Annotated in this window: 4 protein-coding genes; all 4 read right to left on the bottom strand. The window is 32.8% G+C overall.

What is annotated here, in order from left to right; all coding sequences use genetic code 11:
* Window positions 1-33 precede the first annotated feature (33 nt).
* On the bottom strand, window positions 34-639 hold the full coding sequence (locus ACTS4L_RS10865; protein WP_440617868.1) for a hypothetical protein: 606 nt from the start codon (window positions 637-639) through the stop codon (window positions 34-36).
* 216 nt (window positions 640-855) lie between these two features.
* The gene (locus ACTS4L_RS10860; RefSeq protein WP_440617869.1) at window positions 856-2,367 is read right to left on the bottom strand and encodes an Lcl domain-containing protein; all 1,512 of its coding nucleotides are present in this window, start codon (window positions 2,365-2,367) and stop codon (window positions 856-858) included.
* Window positions 2,364-5,978 (bottom strand): hypothetical protein, encoded by a 3,615-nt coding sequence (locus ACTS4L_RS10855; RefSeq protein WP_440617870.1) that lies wholly within the window; start codon window positions 5,976-5,978, stop codon window positions 2,364-2,366. The genes ACTS4L_RS10860 and ACTS4L_RS10855 overlap by 4 nt, the downstream gene beginning before the upstream one ends.
* Window positions 5,975-6,880 (bottom strand): hypothetical protein, encoded by a 906-nt coding sequence (locus tag ACTS4L_RS10850; RefSeq protein WP_440652037.1) that lies wholly within the window; start codon window positions 6,878-6,880, stop codon window positions 5,975-5,977. The genes ACTS4L_RS10855 and ACTS4L_RS10850 overlap by 4 nt, the downstream gene beginning before the upstream one ends.
* Window positions 6,881-6,968 lie beyond the last annotated feature (88 nt).

The following is a 6,968-nucleotide window of genomic DNA, read 5'->3' as shown; positions in this document are numbered from 1 at the left end:
TTGCGTAAGAAAGCAGCCTGGGGAAATCAGACTTTAAGCACTATTTTGGCTCAAGGTTTTTAGATGGGACAGCCGTGGTGGTTTGGGAGCATCTCGTAGTGTCACTAGCGCATGGCAAACCCCATGAATTGAATCAACTTCAGTATAGATTTTACTTATAGTATCATTAAGCAGATATTGACCAAACTGATATTTTACTCCATTGCTAATATTAGATAATTCTGCGACAAATGATTTATAACTTGTATCTTTTGAATATGTAGTTATTTCTTTAATCCATTTATATGCTATATTCCTAAATTCATTAATTGCATTCAGTCGACTTTCTGTCGTTATAATAAACTTAAGGTTTTTGACAAAATCGGTTAACTCCTTATAAGCATCACTGTTTTTTGCACTCTTATCCTTGTGAAATTCAAGGAGATCCTTAATCTCCGCCTTCATGTCACTATACTTAATAAATGTTGCAACATGGCTAGCTCTAGTGCTTTTTAAAAGATCTACATTATTTTCAGAATCCATTTTAGATAATTGTGAATTATTATAGAAACTACTCTCTTTATTTTTTGCAAAAGCATCAAAAGAAATTAAAGCCGATGCTGAAGTTAAAAGCATAGCTATACTTTTTTTATTATACATTTATATACCCCATTATATTGTTTTAAATTTCCCCACGACTTCGCCAATCTGTAAGTAAGTACTAAAACAGACTCAAACCTGAATAATTTCATCTAAAAGAGATTTCTTCACTCAAGTGCGACTGGCTCAGCCGATAATATGTCACCCCAAAGTATTAATGTGTTTTTTTACAAACACGTATTTATACACACTTTATATTACGCGCGATAATCTCGATTATTCTCTCCCCCCTTTAGTTTTACTGTCATCAATTATAGCTAAAAGCGATAAATCAATCGTAGATGAACTGCTTTTGATTATTTCATTGTAATAATTTATCTTCCAGTCACCTTTCATATAAATAGAATCTCTAAAGCTTTCTATATCATTATTTTGATCACTAATATCTAAAGCCTCCTTTGCAAAATAGGATAGATACTCCTTTTGATCATAATTAAATAAAGTCCCTACTTCGTAAGGCGTAGGAAGCCTCAAATTATCATGGCACTCACCCCACTGTACACTATCAGTTCGATATACCCAACTAATTCCAGTAGCAATATCCTTTATGTATTTGCATGTTTCTACATCATTTTCCTCCACAACAAATCGACTATTAAACACTGATTGAAGAAGCGAAGTTTCTTCAATATTTTTTACTGGGGACAAAACTGGTATTGTGTTTCCTGTATTATCTTCCAATACAAAATAAGGGCGGGTCGCATTATTCGTAATGTTTCTATTTAAATACCTTGAATACCAAATAAGCCATGCTGGCTCAAATGCTATTTTAAGATGATCTTCACCAGGACGAGATGTTGAACTTAATACTGGTTCCTTTGTAAATGGAATATCACTATGTGAATTTTCACCCATAGATATAATTGAAAATAATTCATTTACATTAGGAAGCCGCCATGTAGAGTTAGCTTTACTATTTAGCACGTTAAGTTGTTGGTGCAATTCTGTATAATTGTAACTTCTTGAGTTATCTATATACCATATTAAACCTGTGATATTATCTTTAACAACAGCTTTTCTATCTTCAGGATCCTTTTCAAGAGCAAATTCTTCTGAATTTCTTTCACTAAAATTAATTGCTTGAATAGGATATAAGTTAAAATCATAGTCCCATGTTTTACATTGATTTTGAAGATTACACAGCGTGATTTCAAAGTTATAAGTATTTTCATTTTTATACTGATTACTTAAAGTCATTGCTCTTGCATCATAATTAAAATCAATCGTCTTATTTGCTAGCTCTTTCGCATTGATAATAGTATTGCCGTTATCAAAAGGTATATTATCTCCTCTGTGTTTTACAATAGGAGAATCACCTTCCTTCAAAGAAACAGTACTAATTATAAAAGAGTAATTTTTTATATGATTCTGTCCATCAAATAACTCACTAAAATCATAACCATCTCCCTGTATCAATGGCTTATTGCTCATATTTTCAAGAGCACTATCGGATAACTGTGGCTGCTGTATCGTATTATTAATTTCTATTTTAAGATTGCTTGTAGTTGAGGTGTTAATTTGATCAGCTGTATCTGTTACACCCAAGGTTATATCGTGTTTTTTATCAGGATTCTGGGCATCATAATAAGGAAGTTGTACTTGAATTTCACAGATGGAATTATTAGAGCCAATAGAATTATCAATAACAATCCAATCTGTTGGGAAAGTCCATTCACATGTATTAATACTTCTCCCGCCAAAAACTTTCATGTTTGCACTAAACGTCACTGTTTCCCCCCTGTTAAAATAGGAGTGATAATCAAATCAATTTGAGGAGGCCGAGCGCTAACAGTTATAATTTTTGACCCAGGTTGTGTTTTCACACCGCCATTATCAGTAATAACCACCGTAAATGACCCCGTAGCACCTTGAGACCACGTAGGAGCTTTAACAGTAATCTTTTTATCAGTCGTAGAACCAGAGTCTAAATCCCAACCCGTGGGAATCGTCCATTGATAAGAATCTGCCTCACGATCCGGAGAGTTTTCAGGTGCGTTATAGATTGCTTCTAATGTTATCTTCTCATTTTCAGTCACATTAGTGTTGCCTGAAATTGAAGCAGTACCTTTTGATTTTTCATCTACATTAACGTTAACTAAAGCTTTTACCGTTTGCGTAGCTCCTGAAGAAGAAGCCTTAAGAGATATTTGGTACTCATTATTTCCATTAGGCTCAAAATAAGGTGACTTTCCGCTAAAGGTACTAGAACTATTTATACGTGATTCTGTGTCTGGTAAATCACTACTCCAAGAATAGCTAATGTTTTCCTCATTGCCATACACTTTGGCTGATATGCTAAACTTCTCACTTTCAGTGACACTAATTTTTTGCGGTATGCTGACAAAAAAACTATTATCTGAAACGTGTTCTGTGCTTTGAATGCTGAGTTTATTAACTAAGGTTTCTGTTTTTAATACATTTTCATTGTCAATATTATCGCTATTATCCAACCATCTACTGACATAATAATTTTCTGCTTGATCGTGATTAGTTATAGAATTTTCAGGATTATCTTCGCTTTGAGCATAACTAAAATAAACAGCATCCTTAGCGCCCACAAATGATCTAATATAAGTAGTTTCTCTTGCCTCTAATACTTGCCCATCATCAGATGCTTTTAATCGTGCAAGCAAGTAGTTGTTATTCCCTCTTGACGTACCATATAAAGCACCATCTTGACTATTCTCAAGTCTGCTAATATAAGCATTTCGTGTTGAAAAATTGCTATCATTAAAAGGAATTTTTTTAGCCATTGAGTTTTCTTGGAACGGATATTCAGTTGTGTATAAACCGTTAATTCCCTTCATTAAGGTTGCCAAATAGTAATTACTATCTATTAATGCCGCATCAAATAAAACGCTTTCATCAAGATTATCTAAAAAAGGTATAAAACCATAAATCAACTGAGAATCATCAATGTTAGTACGATATACCAAAATATTGGTCGAGGCTCCTTTATCAAATGATAAGTTACTACCCAACAAATGAATGTCATTGCCAATCAATCTCATTCTATTGACTGAGCCACTAAATGTTTTAATCTTAGCTAGTCGTTTTGTATCTAAATTAATTTTATAGAATGAATTTTCATTGCTAATAGGATTAAAAGATAAAACAAATAGCTCTCTATCTTTAATTAATATATCTTCTATATAATCATTACTGGGCAAATAAATAAAAGGTAGCGGCGTATTTACTTTAGCTGATTCAAGTTTGTGAATAAGACTTTTAATGTTTGATGCAATATAAAAATCACCTTTATAATCACTGGCAATAGCCGTTACTTCCGAAATTCCTGAATTCTCTTGGCTCAAATCTGCAGTTACTGCAGATCTCAATGGCTCACTTTGGCTTGTTGAATTGTTGATGCGCTTGATGATATGTTTACTATCAATAAAATAAATATCTTCTGATGTTAGAAGGTGATAATCTCCTTGAGTTATGATGTTATCGAGGTTGACTGTATCTGATCCTTCTCTTGCATTTTCGCCATTAGCTACAGATATAAGCTTATAACTGACCTTTGAGTCTTTTAAGATATCTTCTTTCTCTAAAATAATCTCGCATGATGCATTATTCAATGGAGCACTATATTGAGAACCATTATTTGATAAATGCTGACATAGATTTATATTCTTGTTTTGCAGACTTCTTATATTGCTACTGTCAGCAACTACCGGTTTTATATTCTCAAAACCTAAAACTAACTCAGATTTTTGAGTATTATTAAAAACATCTAACAAATAATATTTCTCATCTAGCCTCTTAGGTTTGCTCACAAAGGCATTATGTATAGCTTTAGACGCTTTTATTTCAAAAGATTGATCTGCTGCTAGATTACTTGCCCCTTTTTTAATAGTAAACTGAGGGAATGCGTTAATGGTTTCACCACTTAATGAGTCAAGTTTCAGATAAAGTAGGCAAGTTTCTTGGCTATTTAATCCTTGAAAAGTTATATTTTTATTGTAATTCTCTATGATGCAGGTCGGTGAATTAGTATTAAACATTTTATACTCATTTGGTGATGCTAATATTAACCCACTTAGTTCAAGATAACTATCACTCACACTCCAATCAAATTGAGAGCTATTTTTTATTTCAATTTTATAAATTTCATCTTCTGAGTTTGTATTCGAATTGCTTCTTGAGGCATTATTTAAAATGACATTCTCAGAACTGATATCAAGCTGAATAGGCGCTACTTCTATATGACTTACTAAGGTGATGTTTTTGCTATTTTCAAAGTTACTTTCATCAGTCAACTCTAAAGTCACTTCAAGTTTTTTACGACCATGCGCTGATTGAGTTGCACTATTAATTTTAAATTCATACACAGAATCTACGTGCAAATAATCTTCAGTAGTAGGAAAACTATCTATATCCAAAGACATTTCACTTTTATTTATTAATTCACTACCATTATTATCTTTCAATTTGGCACTAACAAACTTTACATTGGGTCGATATACTCTCAAATTGATCGTATTATTTTCATTAAATTCTTGTATATATAGATTATCAATATGAGCAATAGCTAAACTATCATCTAAAACATAAAATTCTAACTCCGTTCCTATGTTTGAAGAAGATAATTTACCTTTAGTATAATCATGGGATCTTAGAGAATTTTTTACTTTATCTGACATGTTGGCGCTTATAGCAATAGTCTCCCCTGCTTCAATCACCCTCAAGCTGTGCGTGTTATTATTGCCAAGACTAAATTTAACATTATTCAATGCATAAGATAGAGGGTTGTGAATACTTATATCTTTTGTGTTAGACATATAAATATTGCTATCTAAAGGCTCTAATGAATTCAAGAGTGGTGCTTGGAGCAATTTAGGTGAGTACTTATCAACAACTGTTATTTTTTTAGTGTAATCAATTGATTGTCCATTCTCTAACGTAATATTGATATGAATATCTCTTTCACCTAATTGCTGCGTGTCATCAAACAAAAGAGGAATTGTACAAGAATATTGAAACTCATTATATGAATTATCTGAAGATATACATAAGTTAGGCGCTAAGTGCTCCTTATCCAATTTCGCTCCCTGTATGCTAATCTCTTGGATTTTAAGCACTTGCTGATCAGTTGAACCTACTTTCAGTTCACTATTTTGGTTTAGCACCTCAAAATTAACATCACCTACCCCAGTTTTGCCCTGCGCAATATAGTCTGGAATTTTGGTGGTCATTTTTTCTGATACACTTAAGTGAAGGGCAGCAGCACTTCCTGAGCCGCTGTCTCCATCACTTCCGCCTCCCCCGCAAGCAACTAACAAACCGCTAAACATTAGCGTATAAAATAATTTCACCTTATTTATACATCTTTTCATAACTCACCTTGTTTCGTTTTTAAATATAAATCTTGAATATTGAGGCCTTTATTTATGCTATAAATAGCTGTATCGAAGCCTGATATACTAAAATTATTAAATGCAACTCGTTCATAAAAATAATGAACTGTTGTATTAACTATAGATATATTTTTAATGGATTTAATAATTTTTCGAATGAACGAAGGTATATCAAACTTATTGGAAATAAAGTGGTTATACTTAGACATGCTGACTATTACTGTCAGGTTATTTAACCATTTGCAGCGTTGTATAAATAAAGGAAGTAGGAATATGTATAATAAAATTAATAATGACGTAAAACTGAATTGAGCAATAGCTTCCTGTAGATAAGGTAGCGCTTTATTGCTATAGATAAATTCGCGTTTATTAAAGAAATTAAAATTGGAAAAATAAGAAAACACAGAGGATGATATAATTAAAGATAACAAATCACTATCAGGCACAACAACAGCAAAGTAATTAGCATCTTCGTGTTCTAATAGCGCACTATTTTGGCGTTTAGTCAGCTGACTCACAAACAAATAATGCGCATATTTCAAGTAACCTGAATATCCAGAGTTAAAAGCACCATCGCCAAAGCCTTCCTCAGCCAACACCTCTATAAGCATTTCTTCGTTACCTTGAAAGCTCTGACCTTCATGATATAAAAAATCAGTAGATAAAATTTCCATGCGCGATAGAACAGTAGCTTTTCCCAAGCTTAAATGATATGCAATATCTTTAATATATAATGATTGCTGATGCATGGAAATATTATTAAATTCATCATTAAAAAGCAAATATTGCCAACTTGTATTATCCAACCGTTCCAGTTGCAACTGCGTCTTAAATAGATCATATTTCTCTTTACTATTCCCGACAGTAAAAGTACTTAGCACAAAAGCAAGCAATCACGGCTGTCCCATCTAAAAACCTTGAGCCAAAATAGTGCTTAAAGTCTGATTTCCCCAGGCTGCTTTCTTACGC

It is taken from the genome of Cysteiniphilum sp. 19S12-1 (assembly GCF_052030685.1).
Lineage (GTDB): Bacteria > Pseudomonadota > Gammaproteobacteria > Francisellales > Francisellaceae > Caedibacter.
The sequence above is the reverse complement of the archived record's forward strand: the minus strand, read 5'-3'. Positions and strand labels throughout refer to the sequence as shown.